This is a genomic window from Mucilaginibacter pankratovii (genome assembly GCF_014773265.1).
Taxonomy (GTDB): domain Bacteria; phylum Bacteroidota; class Bacteroidia; order Sphingobacteriales; family Sphingobacteriaceae; genus Mucilaginibacter; species Mucilaginibacter pankratovii.
Window position 1 is genome coordinate 136,044 of the sequence record NZ_JACWMY010000009.1, and the last position, 16,882, is coordinate 152,925.

Consider the following 16,882-nt stretch of genomic DNA (forward strand, 5'->3'; position numbering starts at 1 on the left):
AGCCATGAACATCAAATATATAATCGGCTTAATTTTTTGCTGCGTGGGTTTTGCTACCGCGAAAGCACAGGACGCGCCGGTACTTACCCTGCGCGAGGCGGTGGAGATCGCTCTAAAGAACAATTACAACATTAAGCTGTCGCAAAACAACGCGGCCATATCCGGTAATAACGTAACGCTGGGCAATGCCGGCTTTTTGCCAACGGTAACAGGTAACCTTACTCAAAACAGCAGCATACAAACCACCAAGCAAACCCGCAGCGACGGAACGGTGAACGACATCAAAAATGCGCATAACAGCAACTTAAACTACGGCGTAAACCTCAACTGGACAATATTTGACGGTTTTGCCATGTTTGCTACCTACGATCAGTTGAAACAGCTGGATAAGCTTGGCGCCATCCGCCTGCAGGATACCATCCAGAGCACCGTAGCCAGCGTTATCAATACGTATTATAACCTCATCAGCCAAAACGAGCAGATAAAAGCATTGCGCGGGGCCATAGATATCTCGCGCACGCAATTGCGGTACTCCAATGATAAGTTTACCGTTGGGCGTGTTTCGCGCTTAGATGTATACAACGCGCAGGTAAATTTGAATACCGATACCGCCGCGCTTATTGTACAATTGCAGCAATTTAAAAGCAGCAAAATTCAGCTAAACCAGCTGCTGGTGCGCGATCTGCAAACCGATTTTTCGGTAGGCGATACCATCGAGGTAGACCGCTCTTTGGTTTTGGGCGATATCATCAGCAAAGCGCAAACGCAAAACCCGGGCATCCTTTCGTCGCAAATAAGCAAGCGCCTGGCCGAGATCAACCTGAAACAGGTACGCAGCACGCGTTACCCGGTGGTAGGGCTTACATCGGGTTATACCTTTTCGCGCAGCAATACGCCTGCTGGCTTCACCCTGCAGCAAAACGCGCACGGCCTTGCATACGGGGTTACTGCATCTATCAACATCTTCGATGGGTTGAACCAATGGCGGAGGGAGCGTAACGCCAAATTGCAGATAGATAACGCGGATATCGACTACAAAAAAACGATGCTGGATGTTGAAGCGCAGATCAGCAATTTCTACGTTTCGTACCTTTCGGGGCTCGACCTGATCAGGATAGGGCAATCTAACGTGGAACTGGCGCGCAAAAACCTGGAGATCTCCTTAGAAAAATACAGGCTGGGCAACATCACCCCGCTGGAGATCCGCGAAGCGCAAAGGAACTACCTGGATGCACAATCCACCTTCTTTTCGGCACAATATCAAAGCAAAATGGCCGAGGTTACCTTAAAACAAATTACCAATAGTATTAATATTCAATAAAGTATATTTAATTGCTTTAAAAGATTATTTTTGAACATGCCTGTCCGCTATAAAACTTGTTTGCTCATCGATGATAATTACATCGATAACTTTGTGACGCGCAAGATTTTAGAGAGCGGCAACTTTGCGGAGAAGATCATTGTTCAGCAATCGCCCCAGGAAGCTTTAATAGCTATACAACAGGGTATTATTAAACCGGATGTTATTTTTTTAGATATCCGCATGCCTGTGATGACCGGCTTTGAATTTTTAGAAGAATACGATAAGCTGGACCTTGATTTAGAAAATCCGGTGAAGATCTTCATGCTGTCGTCTTCGCTGGACCCAACCGATATGAGCAATTCGCGTAATAGCAGGCATGTAGCGCAATTTATACACAAACCACTAACTTACGAGGCGCTCCAAGAACTTAGCACATGATATTAGTAGCAGATAGCGGGTCGTCCAAAACAGATTGGCTGCTTTCGGGCCCGGATGGCGAGCCTAAAGCATTCAGGTCGGTAGGGCTAAACCCATACTTTCTTACCGAAAAAGAAATTCTAAAGATACTCCAGGAGCAGATAACCGATCTGCTGCCCTACGCCCCGCAAATAGCAGAGATCTACTTTTTTGGTGCAGGATGCTCCAGTCCCGACAGGCACGAGATCGTTTCCAATGCATTGAGTGTGCTTTTTCCACAATCTTATATCAGCGTAGATAGCGACCTGTTGGCGTCTGCATACGCCACCTGCGGGCGCGAGAAAGGTTTTTGCTGCATATTGGGCACCGGATCAAACATATCTTTTTTTGATGGCGAAGAACTCCACGACGGGCATCACGGCCTGGGTTATGTTTTAGGGGATGAGGGCGCCGGTACTATTATTGGCAAAACCCTGGTAACCGATTTTTTATACGGCAAAATGCCGCATCATATTCATGTGCTGTTTAACGAAGCCTATCACCTGGATAAGGAAGTGGTGATAAAAAATGTGTATCAGCGCCCGGCAGCAAACTCTTACCTGGCATCGTTTTCTAAGTTTATTGCCGGCATCCGCGAAACAGAATACGCCCAGGCGCTGCTAAGAAACATTTTCCAGGAGTTTGTAGATACCAATGTTAAAAGCTACCCGCAATACAACAAATTCAAATGCCACTTTGTGGGCTCTATCGCCTTTGTTTTCTCTATCGAGTTAAAAGCGGTATGTGAAGAAAACGGGGTGCATGTAGGCAAGATCATCAAGCAACCCATAAACGATCTGCTGGAGTTTATGGTGAAGAGGAACGGGTAATTATTTTTCCTGCTCGTAATCAATCACCCAATTACGGCTGATAAGTTCTTGTTCGGTATATTCAAACCGTTTTAAATATTTGCCGTCTATGACGACATCGCCTACAACATTGTCCTGGTGCTGACTGATTTCCTTCACCGAGAAAATGTAAACAAATAGTTTTTTACTGGGGCCGCGATCTATGTAGTCATGCCAGGCGTCATCTCTTCCCGACTTAACGATATCTTTGGTCGAATCCGGCATAATTGCTTTATAGCCAGCAATGGTGTGTCCAACATTGTTCATCTCGGGCAATTCCCTGTCTGCATATTCTACTGTAATAATCTCCTTTGATTTGTTATGAACTTTCAACTTATGATTGTAATAGTCGCAGCTACTGATCAAAGTGATCACTAATATTAAAGATAGACTGAGAATCAATAACTTGTTTTTCATCATGTTTAACCTTAATACTTTTGCCCGTAAAAAGTAACCTTATTCTTTTTTTGCAAACCAGCCGCTGCTTGTGGCCATTACGGTGGATTGAACGCTGATACGACTTTACCAAAATTAAACGTGTGCCAGGATTTATGTAAACCCTGTTAAAGTATAAATATTTGATTATCAAATATTTAAAAAGTTTACATCTGAATTGTGTAAACTTTTGTAAACTTTTTTGCCAATCGCAGATGCAGCTTTGTTAAGCTAAAGGAAATTTTGGCTTACAACCAAACGCGATTTACCCATTAATTTTTGCCGCTACATTCTTTTTGAAAAATGCTTTTATCAATAAAAAGGCAATCCCCAGCACGGCCAAAATGCTGCCGGTCTTTGGCAGGTAATCGCCGTATGCCACGTAAAAGGTAATGTCGCTGTTGAGGTTGATATCCTGCTTCAGGGCCGTTTTTACCCACCAGGCGCTATGTTGCACCACATCGCCGCGCTGGTTGATAAATGCGGAGATGCCCGTATTGGCCGAGCGGCATACCCAGCGGCGGGTTTCGATGGCGCGCAGTTTGGCGTAATCCAGGTGCTGATCTTTCCCTGACGTGTTTTCCCACCAGCCATCGTTGGTAATAATGGCGATGAACTCCGAACCCTGCCTTACCGATTTGGCCACCCACTCGCCCCAGATGGAGTCGTAGCAAATAACCGGCGTTACGCCAATGCCGCTTTGCGAATAAAATACGCTGGGCTCGGGCTGTATGGTGTAATTACCCGTGGCCCCACCCAAATGCGCAAACACAGGTTTCAGGAAAAACAACGCGTTGGCAAAGGGCAGCGATTCGGCACCCGGCACCAACCGCGATTTATGGTAGAACTGCACCTTGGCGGAATTCTCGATATTGATTGCCGTGCTATAGCGGTCCCAAAAACCACCATCGGGGATAGGTGAAGCGGTTTTGTTTACAAGCTTATCGTAAAAGCGGTAGGTTTCGCCCCCGGTAAGCACATTGGCATTTTTGTACTTGTAGAGAAAACGCCTTACCTGCAAATAATAATTGTTTGTTAAAACACGGTCCTCATCAATTGGCTCTACAATAGCAGTTTCGGGCCAGATGAAAAATTCGGTGTTGCGCTGTGCCAGCGAATCGGACAGTTTGGTAAGCGTTTCTATCTGGTTATAAACCGGGATGGTGCCTTCCTTTTCATACGGGTTGATATTGGGCTGCGCAACCACAATGTTGGCCGGGTTTATGTGTTCCTCATAACTGTAATAACGTGTTAGTGAGATACCCAACGGTATCACCAGAACCAGTGTAAGGCTGATGATAAGCTTTAACCTGAGTTGTTTGGTCTGTTCCTCGCGAAGCCCGATGTAAATTAAAAAAAATAGGATGTTTGCCGCCCATACCCAAATGGTACCGCCGTATACGCCGGTATACTCGTACCATTGCACCCATTGGTGCGATACCGCGAAACCGTTGCCCAAAGTCATCCAGGGGAAGTTGAGGTCCCAGCTTTGGTGCAGGTATTCGTAGCCTATCCAAAAACAAACCAAGCCGATCAAGCCGATAGTTCGGTTGGTTCTTAGGCGCAGGCGGTAATACAACCAGCAGGCAGTACTCATCAATAATGGCCCCAATGTGTACGGTATTATCGAGATGGGCGCGGCCACAATCGGGCCTATCATTTTTAGCGAGTTATAAACCCAGTAAACACACAGCGTGTTCCAAATTACAAAACCTACAAAGGTAGTGTTGAAGATCTGCTTTCCCTTTTTTGCGGAGGTGGATTGGATGATATTTTCCATCGCCAGCAACATCGGCACCAATCCTAAAAACAAAAGTATGGTTGTGTAAGGGGTGGGCGGCCAGGCCAGCCAGAGCATTAAGCCGGAGAATATAGATAGGAGGATATTTTTTTTCATTAGGTAGTTTTTTTTGCCGTTTCTTCGGCAAACTTTTTGGCGTTAAATTCCCCGGTTTTTCCTTTGGGGATAGTAGGGGAACTCCAATTATTATCCGCGATCATTTTGGCTATGAATACAATTTGGCCAATATGATAGGGGTAATGTGCCAATTGCCTGTTTATCGCATCGGTAATGGTGTGTTTTTCGCCACGGATAAAAACATGGTTGTGGATGGTACTTTCGTTTACCAATTCTAAAGCAGAAAAAAGGCAGGCCCAACCCTCGTTCCACTTCGCGAGGAGCTCGTCCCGCGTTGTAATATCATTTTCAAATTCAGCTTCGCGTTCCCGCCAGGGCTTTTCGCCGTCGGTAGTTAAAAAGTCCGTCCACCGCGATAGCATGTTACCCCAAAGGTGCTTTACAATGGTGGCAATGCTGTTGCTCTCCGCATTGTATTGCCAAAACAGGCCTTCGTCGGCCACCTGCGCCATGGCACGTTCGCCCACCGATCTATAATATTCAAATTGCTTACGTGCGCTTTGCAGGTAATTGTCCATATCAACAGGGTATTAATCTTCGTCCTCGTCGTCCTGGTATTTTCGTTTTTTCTTATCCACCTCAACCGGCGCTGCCCCGGCAACGCACATTACAAACTCGCCTTTTAGCGGATGAGTTTCAAAATAGGTTTTTACTTCCGTAACAGTTCCGCGTACGGTTTCTTCAAACATCTTTGTCAGCTCGCGCGATACGGATACCTGCCTGTCGGCACCCCAAAAAGTGGCCATTTCTTCCAGCGTTTTTAATAAACGGTGGGGCGATTCGTAAAGTATCAGGGTTCGCTCTTCTGTAGCCAATTGTTTGTAACGGGTTTGGCGGCCTTTTTTTAAGGGCAGAAAACCCTCAAAACAAAACTTATCGGTAGGGAAGCCGGAGTTAACCAAAGCGGGCACAAATGCCGTTGCACCGGGCAAACATTCCACCGCGATGTTAAACTTCAAGGCCTCGCGCACCAGGAAAAAGCCGGGATCGGATATTGCGGGCGTGCCGGCATCAGATATCAGCGCCACGTTTTGCCCCATCAGCAGGAATTTGATGATCTCGTTACTGCTTTGATGCTCGTTATGCTGATGGTGGGCAAACACTTTGTTCTGGATCTCGAAATGTTTCAGCAAGGGGGCGGAGGTGCGTGTGTCCTCGGCCAGTATCAAATCGGCTTCCTTTAAAATGCGGATGGCCCTAAAGGTCATATCCTCCAGGTTGCCGATGGGTGTGGGTACTAAGTATAGTTTACCTGTCATGTCAGTTGGCAGTTTTCAGTTGGCAGTTAGGGAAAAGGCGTTAGTTTCTAAAAAAACTGCAAACTGCCCACCGCAAACTGCAAACTGTTATATCTTTGCCTAAAAATTATAATAATGCTGCAAGTTAGTTATATCCGTGATAACAGGGAACAGGTTTTAGAACGTTTGGCTGTAAAAAATTTTAAACAGCCCGAATTGATAGATGAGGTGATTGGCCTGGACGACAAACGTCGCCAAACTCAAACTCTACTGGATAACGTTTCCTCCCAATCTAACGCGGCTGCCAAACAAATTGGCGAACTGATGCGCAACGGAAAAAAAGAAGAAGCTGAAGCCATAAAAGCCAACACAGGCAAATGGAAAGAAGAAGGCAAACAGCTTGGCGAACAACTGAGCGCGATAGGGCAGGAACTACAGAACAAAATAGTTTTGCTGCCCAACCTGCCGCATTCATCCGTACCTAAGGGCATTACACCCGAGGAGAACGAAGTTGTGCTGGAGCACGGCGGTATCCCGGAGTTACCTGCTAATGCTTTGCCTCACTGGGAATTGGCTACTAAATACAACCTGATAGATTTTGAACTGGGCGTTAAAATAACGGGTGCAGGTTTCCCCGTATATAAAGGTAAGGGCGCTAAATTGCAACGCGCGCTCATCGCTTTCTTTTTAGATGAAGCCGAAAAAGCCGGTTACGATGAAGTGATGCTGCCGCTGATGGTGAACGAAGCATCGGGTTTTGGTACCGGGCAGTTGCCGGATAAAGAAGGACAAATGTATTTTGTAGGACAGGACAACCTGTATCTGATACCAACTGCTGAAGTGCCTATCACCAATCTGTACCGCGATGTGATATTAAAAGGCGACGAACTGCCGATCCGTAACACAGGTTATACCCCATGCTTCCGCCGCGAGGCAGGTTCTTATGGCGCCCACGTACGCGGCCTGAACCGTTTACACCAGTTTGATAAAGTGGAGTTAGTACAAGTAGTACACCCCGATACTTCTTACGATGTGCTGGAGCAGATGAGCCTGCACGTACAAAGCCTGCTGCAAAAACTTGGATTACCATATCGCGTACTGCGCCTTTGCGGCGGCGATATGAGTTTTACTGCGGCCCTTACCTACGATATGGAAACCTGGAGCGCCGCGCAGGGCCGCTGGCTGGAAGTATCGTCTGTATCAAACTTCGAAACTTTCCAGAGTAACCGACTGAAACTACGTTTCCGCAATGCGGAGGGTAAAACCCAATTGGCGCATACCCTTAACGGCAGTGCATTGGCTTTGCCGCGTATTGTGGCTACTTTGTTGGAGAATAACCAAACGGAGAAAGGAATTAAAATACCTGAGGTGTTGGTGCCGTATACGAAGTTTGAGTGGATAGATTAATAAGATTATAGCACCTCGTCCTTGCGAGCGATAGCGCGGCAATCATCGGCAAGCAGAGCCGCGCTGCATATCCGCCCTGCTTGCCGGGGATTGCTTCGTGCCTCGCAAAGACGTAGTGGATATAAACAAACAAAGCGGCAATTGCCGCTTTGTTTGTTTGGAAAACTGTTTTACATCCCCTTATTTATCGCCTCATAAATTGCATCCTGTATCCTCGGCCTGATATTGAGGCTGCCTAATTTACTGCTTACATTGGGGTGCACACGGTTGGATAGGAACACGTAAACCAGGTTGTATTTAGGATCTACCCATACGCAGGTGCCGGTAAAGCCGGTGTGGCCGTATGCCTGGTCTGATGCTAATTGCGATGGGTACTTGTGATCGGCTATCGGGTCCCAGCGGTCGAAGCCCAGGCCGCGGCGGCTTATGGTGCTTTGTTTGGAGGTGAACAGGTCAACCGTTTCTGGCTTGATGTACTGCACGCCGCCGTATGTGCCGCGGTTCAGCATCATTTGGTACATAATGCCTATATCGTTGGCGCTGGCAAACAATCCGGCATGGCCGGCAACGCCACCCATCAGGGCTGCGGTTGGGTCGTGCACGTAACCATCGATCAGAGTATGGCGGTCGGTTTTATCGTTTTCTGTCGGCGGAATTCTGTCCGCAGGGAAGCGGTTCAGCGGCAAATAGCCTGCTGTTTGCATGCCCAGCGGGTTATAAAATTGCTGCTGTAGGTAGTTGTTGATGGGTGTGGAAGTAAGCGTCTCTACAATCTGCTGCATAATACACATGCCTACATCGCTGTACACATACTGCCCGCGTGTTTTTACCGGGGAGTTCAGCATATCGGGCCACATCACTTCCTCAAAATAATTCTTTCGCAGGTAGTAGTTCTCATTCACCTTGGTTGGGAAATTGGCAGATGAATCAACGCTATAATCGGTAGGTTTTACTTTTGTGAACGTTTGGATATCGGGGATCAAACCGGCCTGGTGCTCCAAAATTTCGCGGACGGTTAAAGTTTTTTTATTGCTTTTACGAGCCAACGCAAGGTAAGTGCCTGCGGTAGAATCCAGGGCAAGTTTGCCCTGGTCGTAAAGCTGCATGGTTTCCATGGTGGTTGCCGAGATCTTGGTCATGGATGCCACATCGAAGATGTCGGTTATCCTATCGGGGATTTCGTTCTCATACGTGTGGTAACCGTAGGCCTTATTATAGATCACCTTGCCGTCTTTTATCACCATTACCACACAGCCCGGCGTGGCCTGGCTGCTGATGGCTTCTTTAGCAATTTTATCTATCTCTGATAAATTATCGGCTTTAATGCCGGCATCCTCGGGCACGGTATATTGCAGGCGTGTTTTTGCAGTGAGGAAACCGTAGCCGTTTTTATATTTTGGCGTATAAGTTCTGCTGAGTTTTTGCGTAACGGGCACCCCGCCAAATATGGCCTGTGCGCTGTACATAGCAGATACCGGCGAAAGCCTTGCCGACCATAGCACCGGCGCGGTAACGTCATTCAGTTTAGTAAGCGATGCGGCGCTACCCAAAAGCGATACCACCACGTTCTTCATTTTTTGATTGGTGTTGATAAAATCGATGATCTGGGGGTTATTCAGGTCGGCATCAACTAACTGAATGATCAGCGTGGTATAAAACTTAGTATCCAGCGAGAGCGCATCCAGCGTTTTTACGCCAAGGTAATCGCTGCCGTTAAACGGCTGCACTTTGGTGTACTTGTTCAGCAGGCTATCGAAAGCTGCGGTGTAAACACCCGAAAAATGAATGCTGGCAACTTTAGCAACCTCGAGGTTTTGGAGGGGTATAACCTGTTTCTCGTTGTTTAACAATACAGTACTTAGCGCAACTGTTTTTTGTTCCTGTACATAAGCTTTGCCGGTAAAGGGAGGGTTTTGCGCACATGCCGAATTAAAAACTACAAACCCCGATAAAAGCAGCAGATAGATATGCTGCTTATTTCTTCTCATAAACCTTAACACCATTTATATATGTCTTTATTACTTTCACATTCGGCAATTCGCTGCCGGCCACCTTCATAATATCTTTATCCAGTATCACAAAATCGGCATACTTGCCAACTGCTATACTGCCTTTTTCGTTCTCCTCAAAATTGGCTTTCGCCGCCCAGGTGGTCATGCCTTTTAAAGCTTCCATACGGCTTAGCGCATTCTCCATCTGGAAACCCCGGGCGGGCAGGCCCTTAAGGTCCTTACGCACCACTGCGGCATAAAACGTATACATCGGGTTAATATTTTCCACAGGGAAATCGGTACCCAGCGGGATCCAGCCGTTTTGTTTCATCAGGTTTTTATAGGCATAGCCACTTTTAAGGCGGGCCGCACCCAGGCGGTTAATGGCCCATGCCATATCCGAGGTAGCGTGCGTAGGCTGTACCGAAGGGATAATATTGTATTCACCAAAGTATTTAACATCCTCGGGCGATACAATTTGCGCGTGCTCTATGCGCCAGCGTTTGTCATTTTTACCCTTAAGGGCATCGGCATATACTTTTAAGATCATCCGGTTTGCCGAATCGCCAATGGCGTGCGTACACATCTGGAAACCTTTATCGGCTATTTTCTTGGCTACTTCCTCAAAGTGGGCCTTGTTGCTTAGTAAAAATCCGTTCCAGTTGGCTTTATCGGCGTAGGGCTTTAATAAACAAGCACCCCTTGAGCCCAGCGCGCCATCGCCATAAACTTTAAATGCCCGCACATTGAGGCCGGGGGTTTTATAAGCGCCGCGTTTAAACAGGTACTCGTAGTTCTCTTCTTTATCGGCAAGCATCAGGTACATGCGCATTTTCAGGTCGCCTTTGTGCTGCAGGGCGGCTATAGTGCTTACCATGGTGTAGGGCAGGCCGCAGTCGTCTACAGTTGTTAACCCAACTGCAAAGCAGTTACGCTGGGCATCCAAAAGGGCCGATTGTACAATCTGTTCGGTAGGCTCGGGGATTTTACGGGTTACTATTCCTACAGCATTATCTACCAGTATGCCGGTAAGTTTTCCGTTAATGGTTTCTATTTGCCCCCCGGTAATGGTTTGGCCGGGTTTAATGCCGGCAATGTTTAAAGCTGCCTGGTTAGCAATAGCGGCGTGCCCGTCTATCCGGCTTAAAATTACAGGGCGGATAGGGAATAAGGAATCGAGTTTTGCTTTATTTGGGAACTGCTTAACGGTCCAGATGTTCTGGTCCCAGCCATTGCCGATGATCCAGCCCTCGGTGTTTTTGCGGGCGAAGGCGCTTACGGTGTCTACAATAGCATTCCAGCTTTTACTGCCAACCAGTTTTACTTCCTGCAGGCCAAGGCCGTATTCGTAAAAATGTGTGTGGGCATCAATAAAGCCGGGATAAACCGGTTTACCGCCGGCATCGATAGTTTCTTTGGCAAGATATTTTTGTTCGAGGGTGTCGGCGTTGCCTACCGCTATGATTTTTCCATTGCTGATAACAAAGGCGTTAGCGGTGGAGAAGGTGCTGTCTACAGTATATACGAGGGCATTTTTAACAAGGGTGTCGGCATTATATTCCTTTTGCTTGCACGCGGCAATGAGGATAAAGAACAGGGGCCACAATTTCTTCATAAATAAACAGGCGGATGTAAATTAGATAAACGTAAATACTATATACAAGTATGTAAAGGTAAAGTTATGCAATCAAATAATTAATTTAGCATCGAAAATGATCCTGGGAAAGCCGGGAGAAGGGAAATACGTTTAAATGCCAGATATAATACAGCTTTTACCCGATTCGGTAGCCAACCAGATAGCCGCAGGCGAAGTGGTGCAGCGCCCCGCATCGGCAGTAAAAGAATTGATAGAGAACGCCATAGATGCAGGTGCGGATAAGATACAACTGATACTGAAAGATGCCGGTAAAGCGCTGATACAGGTTATTGATAATGGCTGCGGCATGAGCGTAACAGATGCCCGTATGTGCTTTGAGCGCCATGCTACTTCAAAAATTCGCAAGGCGGAAGACCTTTTTGCCATCCGTACCATGGGTTTCAGGGGCGAAGCCATGGCTTCCATTGCCGCAATTGCGCAGGTGGAGCTGAAAAGCCGCCGCCACGAGGACGAGTTGGGGACCTGTATTTTTATAGAGGGTAGCGAAGTGCTGAGCCAGGAACCCTGCTCTGCCAATACGGGGACTTCCATATCCATCAAAAACCTTTTTTATAATACACCTGCCCGCCGCAACTTTTTAAAAAGCAACCCGGTGGAGATGCGCCACATTATTGATGAATTTCAACGGGTGGCATTGGCCAACCCGCAGGTGTTTTTAACCATGCACCACGATGGGCAGGAAGTTTATCACCTGCCGGCAGCCTCGTTAAAGCAACGGATCATCCACCTGCTGGGTAATAATTATAACCAACGCCTGGTACCGGTGGAGGAAGATACCACCATCATCCGCCTGAACGGCTACGTAGGCAAGCCCGAGTTTGCCCGCAGAACGCGCGGCGAGCAATTCTTTTTTGTGAACAACCGTTTCATCAAAGATGCTTACTTAAACCACGCGGTGCTTACAGCCTTTGAGGAATTATTGCCGGATGATACTTACCCGCTGTATGTACTGTTCATTGATATCGACCCGTCCAAGATCGACATCAACGTACATCCCACAAAAACCGAGATAAAATACCAGGATGAGAAAGCCATCTACGCTATCATCCGCTCGGCGGTAAAACGTTCGTTGGGTAAATATAATATCACACCCACGTTGGATTTCGACCAGGAGAATAGCATTGGGCACCTCATCACACAAAAACCTTTCGAGGAAATTGTGCAGCCAACCATTGCTTTCAACCCCGATTTTAATCCATTCGCGGCGGAGAAAAGGCCGGAGCGCGAACTGCCTTTCCTAAGAAACAACGGCGGCGGCGATCATCGCTCTGCAATACCAAAAAACTGGGATACACTTTACGAGATAGCCAAAAAAGAGGAAAGCCTGCAGCACGAGATGCATGCGGAGCCAAGCACATCCATCAACGAGCAGGAAATCACAAAATCGGGCGAGAAGCAGTTCTTCCAGGTGCATAACCGGTTTATCCTGTCGCAGATAAAATCAGGTTTTATGCTCATCCATCAGCAATGGGCGCACGAGCGTATTTTGTACGAGCGTTTTTTGCACCAGCTGCAAACGCACAGCGGACTGAGCCAGCAAAGCTTATTTCCGCAATCGGTTACACTAAACAGTAGCGATTTTGAGTTATTGAGAGAGCTTTTACCCGATATCCGCGCGCTGGGTTTTGATGTGCGCGAGTTTGGTAAAAACACCGTAGTAGTAGAAGGCATCCCGGCGGATATTAATAACGCCAATGAGCACGAACTGCTGGAACAACTACTGGAAGGCTTTAAAAACAACCTGGCCATTTTAAAGTTGGATAAGCGCGATAACCTGGCACGGTCGTTGGCGCGCAATGCTGCCATTAAAACCGGTGTAAAACTTTCCATGGAGGAAATGAACCAATTAATAGACCAGCTTTTTGCCTGCCAGATGCCAAATTTGGCATTAAACGGCAAGCCCGTAATTACTACCTTTACGCTGAACGAATTAGCCGAAAGATTTGAAAAATAGCCTTTAGGCTTTTAAAAATATTTAATACAGAATATGCAATCACCATTTGCCAATTTAACACCGGTTGTTAAGAACCTTATTATCATAAACGTTTTGGTCTACATTGCCATGTTTGCCTTACGGCAATTTGTTGATTTAGGCGCTCTTTTTTCTGCTTACTATATAGGCTCTCCGCTATTTAAACCATGGCAGATCATTACGTATATGTTTATGCATAGTCCTATCGATTTTAAGCATATACTTTTTAACATGATAGCCCTGTTTATGTTCGGGCCTATATTAGAGGGTACCCTGGGGTCAAAAAAGTTCTTTAATCTTTATTTCCTGTCGGGTATTGGCGGTTATCTGCTAAACATGCTGGTACATGCCATACAGATATATAATATAGTAGGTGCATTCACTATATCGCATCCGGAGTTGGACGCTTCCTATTTTGCATTTGGCGGCGGGCAGGCGCAGGCAGAGCATTTGTATGCACTTTACAATGGAAGCATGGTAGGCGCATCTGGTGCTATATTTGGTATGTTGGTAGCCTTTGGTATGCTGTTCCCCAATATGGAAATGATGATATTGTTCATCCCTGTTCCCATTAAAGCCAAATACGTAGTTATAGGTTATATTGCTTTAGAGCTATTCAGTGGTTTCAAGGGTTTTGCGGGCGACCCGGTGGCCCACTTTGCCCACCTTGGCGGCGCATTATTTGGGTTTATTTTGATAAAAATTTGGGGACTTAAAAGCACAAACAATTATTATTAAATTTTATTGTTATCATAGTAAATACAGCTGTTTTTATGAGTACCCTCTGGAGAGACATACAATATAAGTTATCAAAATCGGGCACCAAATTAACGGTGCTAATCGGGATAAATGTGATTGTTTATCTTGTTATTAACGTCCCGGCGGTAATTGAGCAGCTTTTTGTGGGCTTTGGTAATAGTTCAATAGAGTTTTATACTCGGGATTATCTTTTTTTACCCGCTCATCTCCCTAAGCTCCTTTATCGTTTTTGGACGCCCATAACCTACATGTTTATGCACGATGGGCCCATGCACATCCTCTTTAACATGATTTGGCTTTACTTTATGGGGCAAATATTTGAGGAGTTTTTGGGTAAAGGTCGCACCGTTGGTTTGTACATCGCTGGTGGTTTGGCGGGGGGGATATTCTTTATTGCAGCATACAATTTGTTGCCAGCCTTTACCAATTACAATTTTGCACAAATTAGCATTATATCCGGTGCCTCGGCAAGCGTTATGGCTATTGTGGTTGGTACCGCCACATTAGTGCCGGATTATACTATATCATTGATATTTATTGGGCCGGTGAGATTGAAGTGGCTGGCAATTTTCATGGTTATAATAGATTTTTTACTGATCGCAAAAGAAAATCCCGGTGGCGAAATTGCCCACCTCGGCGGAGCTTTGTTCGGTTTTGTTTATATCAAACAGTTGCAAAAAGGCAATGATTGGATAGGCGGCATCAATAAACTGTTTACGCCTAAGCCAAAAATGAAAGTAATGAGTTATAATTCCCCTCAAAAAAAATCCACTAATTTGCCCAGTCAGGAAGAAATTGACCGTATTTTAGATAAAATTTCTGTATCGGGACAAAACAGCCTGACCAAACAGGAAAAGGAAACACTACTCCGAGCAAGCAACAATAATGAAGGATAAAAAAGGCGGTCTTGGTTTTTTTGGCAAAATAATTTTATGGCTTAATTATGCGCTGTGCCTGGCTTTATTGCTTAGTTACCTCGCCCCATACCTCGATCCGCGCAAAGCCTGGCTTATCGCGTTCTTCGGCCTGGCCTATCCGCCGCTGCTATTGTTTAACATAATTGCCGTTGTTTACTGGCTGCTAAGGCGCAGGCTGTATTTCCTGTTATCGGTAATTACCATCCTCATTGGTTATAAAGTACTGCTAAACAATATCGGCTTCCGCTTACCTACTATAGTAGCTGCGTCTACCGATCCGGGCGTGTTGCGGATAATGACCTATAACGCGCACGATTTTAAACGATACGGCTCTAACAATGATATCTCCACCAAGCATGAGATCCTCGAACTGATCAAACAAAACAATCCGGATATCATCGGCATACAGGAGTTTTACACCCGTAAGCGGGGGCAGTACGATATGATCGATTCCATCAAAAAGATCATGAACAGCGAATTTTATTATTTTGAGCCCTTTGATGTGAATTACGACCAGGCATCGGGCATGGCTATATTCTCCAGGTATCCTATTTTTAATTTCGGGCTGGTATCGCTTTCCGGTAAAATGACGGGTAACCAATGCTTGTTTGTAGATATCCAAAAGAACGATAAAAAAATACGGCTGTACAGTATGCACCTGCAATCCATTAAGTTTGAGCCGGAGGACTACAAATACCTGGGCGAGGTATCTAAAAAAGGAAAAACCGATATGACCGCCACCAAGCGCCTGGGCAGTAAACTCAAAACAGCCTTTTTAAAACGGGCCGACCAGGTGTATACCGTTAAAGCGCACGCCAAAGAATGCCCGTATCCTTACATTTACTCCGGCGATTTTAATGATACGCCGGCATCCTTCGCGGTTAACCAGATGGAGGTGGGGATGAAGAACACCTTCCGCGAAAAGGGCTCGGGCCTGGGGCGTACCTACAATGGCGATTTCCCCAACTACCAAATAGATTATATTATGGTGAGCCCGCAGTTTAGTGTGCTGGGCTATGATATCATTAAAAAGAAACTTTCCGACCACTACCCCGTAACAGCTGTTGTGGCCTTAAAATAATTGAATAACAGCAGCAGATAACCCATCATGAAAGTTTTGGTAACCGGGGCTTCCGGTCAGTTAGGCTCAGCTACGGTAACTCACCTTAAAGCTTATGGGCACAATGTTACCGGCATAGATGTGATGCCTTCGGCCACTACAAATCAAATCCTCGATATAAAAGATAAGGAGGCTGTTGAAGCTGTAACCAAAGGTTTTGATGCCATTATCCATACCGCGGCCCTGCATGGCAAGCATTATGAGCTGAATTACCCGCGCGAGGCTTTTATCCAAACCAATATCATCGGCACGCTGAATTTGTTGAATGCTTGTGTAACAAATGGCGTTAAAAAATTCCTGTACACCAGTACCACATCAATTTATGGCGATGCATTGGTAGATAAGGATAAAGCCGTTTGGGTAGACGAAACTTTAGCCGAGCGCCCCCGCGATATTTACGACATTACCAAGCAAACCACGGAGCAGCTTTGCCGCGACTTTTTTTATAAGGAAGGCTTGCAAACATCGGTATACCGGGTGGGCCGGTTTTTGCCCGAAGATGATAACCTCAAAACAAACCACCGCCTTTACCGCGGGTTGGATGAGCGCGACGGCGCCGAGGCCCTGCGATTGGCATTGGATGTGAATTTTAAAGGTTTTGAGATCTTTAATATCAGTAGCGGCTCGCCATTTAAACAAGAGGATGTGGTAGCGCTGAAGCATTCGCCGCTGGGCCCGATACTCAAGTACTATCCGGGAGCAGAAGCCATTTACCAAGTTAAGGGTTGGGTGTTTCCGCAGAGTATCGATAGGGTATACGTATGCGATAAAGCTAAGTGCTATTTTAACTACCGGCCTAAGTACACTTTTGAATATTTATTGAATAGTTAAGTTTAAAGTAATATTGAATTAGATAGATAC

15 protein-coding genes are annotated in these 16,882 nt (G+C 46.2%); 9 read left to right on the forward strand and 6 right to left on the reverse strand.

What is annotated here, in order from left to right; genetic code table 11:
* Window positions 1-4 precede the first annotated feature (4 nt).
* The 3 genes from IDJ77_RS17640 to IDJ77_RS17650 are packed head-to-tail and all read left to right on the forward strand — an operon-like array spanning window position 5 to window position 2,589.
* Window positions 5-1,321, forward strand: coding sequence for a TolC family protein (locus IDJ77_RS17640; RefSeq protein ID WP_191190301.1), 1,317 nt, complete (start codon window positions 5-7; stop codon window positions 1,319-1,321).
* A 36-nt stretch (window positions 1,322-1,357) separates the two neighbouring features.
* On the forward strand, window positions 1,358-1,741 hold the full coding sequence (locus tag IDJ77_RS17645; protein ID WP_191190302.1) for a response regulator: 384 nt from the start codon (window positions 1,358-1,360) through the stop codon (window positions 1,739-1,741).
* Window positions 1,738-2,589 carry an N-acetylglucosamine kinase gene (locus tag IDJ77_RS17650; protein ID WP_191190303.1) on the forward strand — a complete coding sequence of 284 codons (852 nt, stop codon included), beginning with the start codon at window positions 1,738-1,740 and terminating at the stop codon, window positions 2,587-2,589. Before IDJ77_RS17645 ends, IDJ77_RS17650 begins: the two co-directional genes overlap by 4 nt.
* On the opposite strand, the gene IDJ77_RS17655 is transcribed toward IDJ77_RS17650, so the two are convergent.
* The 4 genes from IDJ77_RS17655 to rsmI form a co-directional block, all read right to left on the reverse strand.
* The gene (locus IDJ77_RS17655) at window positions 2,590-2,940 is read right to left on the reverse strand and encodes a hypothetical protein (RefSeq protein WP_191190304.1); all 351 of its coding nucleotides are present in this window, start codon (window positions 2,938-2,940) and stop codon (window positions 2,590-2,592) included. It lies immediately after the preceding gene.
* 367 nt (window positions 2,941-3,307) lie between these two features.
* Complete coding sequence (gene lnt / locus IDJ77_RS17660) at window positions 3,308-4,939, reverse strand: apolipoprotein N-acyltransferase (RefSeq protein WP_191190305.1); 1,632 nt, start codon at window positions 4,937-4,939, stop codon at window positions 3,308-3,310.
* Window positions 4,939-5,478: a DUF1572 family protein gene (locus IDJ77_RS17665; protein ID WP_191190306.1), complete on the reverse strand. Its 540-nt coding sequence runs from the start codon at window positions 5,476-5,478 to the stop codon at window positions 4,939-4,941. Before IDJ77_RS17665 ends, lnt begins: the two co-directional genes overlap by 1 nt.
* Window positions 5,479-5,490: 12 nt before the next feature.
* The gene (gene rsmI / locus IDJ77_RS17670; RefSeq protein WP_191190307.1) at window positions 5,491-6,219 is read right to left on the reverse strand and encodes a 16S rRNA (cytidine(1402)-2'-O)-methyltransferase; all 729 of its coding nucleotides are present in this window, start codon (window positions 6,217-6,219) and stop codon (window positions 5,491-5,493) included.
* Window positions 6,220-6,333: 114 nt separating this feature from the next.
* Here rsmI and serS point away from each other — a divergent pair, with 114 nt between their 5' ends.
* Complete coding sequence (gene serS, locus IDJ77_RS17675; protein ID WP_191190308.1) at window positions 6,334-7,605, forward strand: serine--tRNA ligase; 1,272 nt, start codon at window positions 6,334-6,336, stop codon at window positions 7,603-7,605.
* 170 nt (window positions 7,606-7,775) lie between these two features.
* On the opposite strand, the gene IDJ77_RS17680 is transcribed toward serS, so the two are convergent.
* Window positions 7,776-9,593, reverse strand: coding sequence for a serine hydrolase domain-containing protein (locus IDJ77_RS17680; protein WP_191190309.1), 1,818 nt, complete (start codon window positions 9,591-9,593; stop codon window positions 7,776-7,778).
* Complete coding sequence (locus tag IDJ77_RS17685) at window positions 9,580-11,211, reverse strand: amidohydrolase (protein WP_191190310.1); 1,632 nt, start codon at window positions 11,209-11,211, stop codon at window positions 9,580-9,582. The genes IDJ77_RS17680 and IDJ77_RS17685 overlap by 14 nt, the downstream gene beginning before the upstream one ends.
* Before the next feature lie 136 nt (window positions 11,212-11,347).
* Here IDJ77_RS17685 and mutL point away from each other — a divergent pair, with 136 nt between their 5' ends.
* The 5 genes from mutL to IDJ77_RS17710 are packed head-to-tail and all read left to right on the forward strand — an operon-like array spanning window position 11,348 to window position 16,852.
* A complete protein-coding gene (gene mutL / locus IDJ77_RS17690; RefSeq protein WP_191190311.1) occupies window positions 11,348-13,207 on the forward strand; it encodes a DNA mismatch repair endonuclease MutL in 1,860 nt (619 codons plus the stop codon).
* Between the two features lie 33 nt (window positions 13,208-13,240).
* Complete coding sequence (locus IDJ77_RS17695; RefSeq protein ID WP_191190312.1) at window positions 13,241-13,963, forward strand: rhomboid family intramembrane serine protease; 723 nt, start codon at window positions 13,241-13,243, stop codon at window positions 13,961-13,963.
* Window positions 13,964-13,998: 35 nt separating this feature from the next.
* Window positions 13,999-14,880: a rhomboid family protein gene (locus tag IDJ77_RS17700; RefSeq protein WP_191190313.1), complete on the forward strand. Its 882-nt coding sequence runs from the start codon at window positions 13,999-14,001 to the stop codon at window positions 14,878-14,880.
* The gene (locus IDJ77_RS17705; protein WP_191190314.1) at window positions 14,870-15,982 is read left to right on the forward strand and encodes an endonuclease/exonuclease/phosphatase family protein; all 1,113 of its coding nucleotides are present in this window, start codon (window positions 14,870-14,872) and stop codon (window positions 15,980-15,982) included. Before IDJ77_RS17700 ends, IDJ77_RS17705 begins: the two co-directional genes overlap by 11 nt.
* A 27-nt stretch (window positions 15,983-16,009) precedes the next feature.
* Entirely contained in the window at window positions 16,010-16,852 is an 843-nt protein-coding gene (locus IDJ77_RS17710; RefSeq protein WP_191190315.1) for an NAD-dependent epimerase/dehydratase family protein, read from the forward strand.
* Window positions 16,853-16,882 lie beyond the last annotated feature (30 nt).